General features: G+C 74.5%; 2 protein-coding genes. One reads left to right on the top strand and one right to left on the bottom strand.

From position 1 onward, the window contains the following. Positions 1-234: 234 nt before the first annotated feature. The gene (locus tag B7767_RS18140; protein WP_085573107.1) at positions 235-645 is read right to left on the bottom strand and encodes a hypothetical protein; all 411 of its coding nucleotides are present in this window, start codon (positions 643-645) and stop codon (positions 235-237) included. A 338-nt stretch (positions 646-983) separates the two neighbouring features. On the opposite strand from B7767_RS18140, the gene B7767_RS18145 reads away from it, so the two are divergent. Continuing rightward, complete coding sequence (locus B7767_RS18145; RefSeq protein WP_085573108.1) at positions 984-1,367, top strand: nuclear transport factor 2 family protein; 384 nt, start codon at positions 984-986, stop codon at positions 1,365-1,367. Positions 1,368-1,385 lie beyond the last annotated feature (18 nt).

Raw genomic sequence — 1,385 nt, forward strand, 5'->3', positions numbered from 1 at the left:
AGACGGCGCTCCAGGGGCCGGACCCTGCGGGATCAGCCCGCGCGGGTACTTCAGCGGCCGACCGTCCCGGCGCGGATCCCGCCGTGGCGGCAACGGCTCGATCACCGCTCACCGGGTACCTGCCGACGGCGTGCCGGAGGCGGTCCCGCGGACGCGGACACACACACCGGTGATCCCGCGGCCGGCCCCACCCGGTGACCGCGGCCCGCCTTCGATCAGCTGCCCAGCGCTTCCTCAGGCGACGGGAACACCGAGGACCCGGGCGGCGCGCTGCATGCGCAGGGCGTCCACGGACTCGGCCAGCAGTTCGTACTCGGTGGTGTCGTCGCCGGTGGCGAGGCGCACCATCCGCCCGGCGGCGAGCGTCTCGGCCACCTCCTCCTGCCGGGCGACGTCTCCGCACCAGGCGCGCAGTACGGCGGGGACGTCGGGCACGCCGTCGGCGACGGGGACGAGCGCCCCCGGCGGTAAGTGCTCGGCGTCGGGCCGCGGGTCGAGGCGCTCGGCGATCCAGAGGGCACGGTCGCGCAGCCACCACAGGGCGAGGGCGAGGGTGGGCGCCCGGTAGGTGCCGAGCGGTACGCCGATGCGCCGGCCGTCGCAGACCCCGTACGCGGTGACATGGCACAGGAATTCGTCGTGCACGTTCCCTCCCCCGCTGCGTTGCTCGCCCGCCGGGCCGGGCCGGCTGCCCGCCTCGTGGCTCGCATGCTGTGCGTGAGGGCGCCGTCGCGCGGTGTGAAGCGCTCTCGCTAGTCGAGTATGTTCACCGCTGAAACACTGTCACCATGTGTTTCCGGCCAGTCTCCTGGCATATTCACCGCCGCCGCTGGCCGAAATGGTGCGGGTGCGGCCGACGGGCCGCGCATGACCCCGGAGGTAATCGACCGCGGCCCGGGGCACCGGCAAGGTGGGGCACCGGGTCGCCGCGACCGGGACCCGCCGTCCGACCAGCAGACACGACCTCCCCGGGGGGACTCGCCATGACCACAGCCGCCCACCACTACGACGCCGCCGTCGCCCGCTACTTCGAGGCCTGGAACGCCGACGGTGCCGAGGCACTCGCCAAGGCGGTGGCCGACGTGTGGACCGCGGACGGCCGTTACACCGACCCGATGTCCGACGCCCGCGGCCACGAGGCGATCACCGCGGTGATCGCGGCGGCCCACGAGCGGTTCCCCGGCTTCGTCTTCCGGCTCGTGGGGAACGTCGACGGCCACCACGACACCGCGCGCTTCTCCTGGGAGCTGGTGAGCCGGGCGGACGGCTCGGCCCCCGTCGCCGGCTCGGACGTGATCACGCTCGACGCCGAGGGCCGGGTCCGCGCCGTGTACGGCTTCCTGGACCGGGTGCCCGAGGGGGCGTGACCCCGCCGACGACGGACG

The organism is Streptomyces sp. 13-12-16 (assembly GCF_002114215.1).
GTDB lineage: Bacteria > Actinomycetota > Actinomycetes > Streptomycetales > Streptomycetaceae > Streptomyces.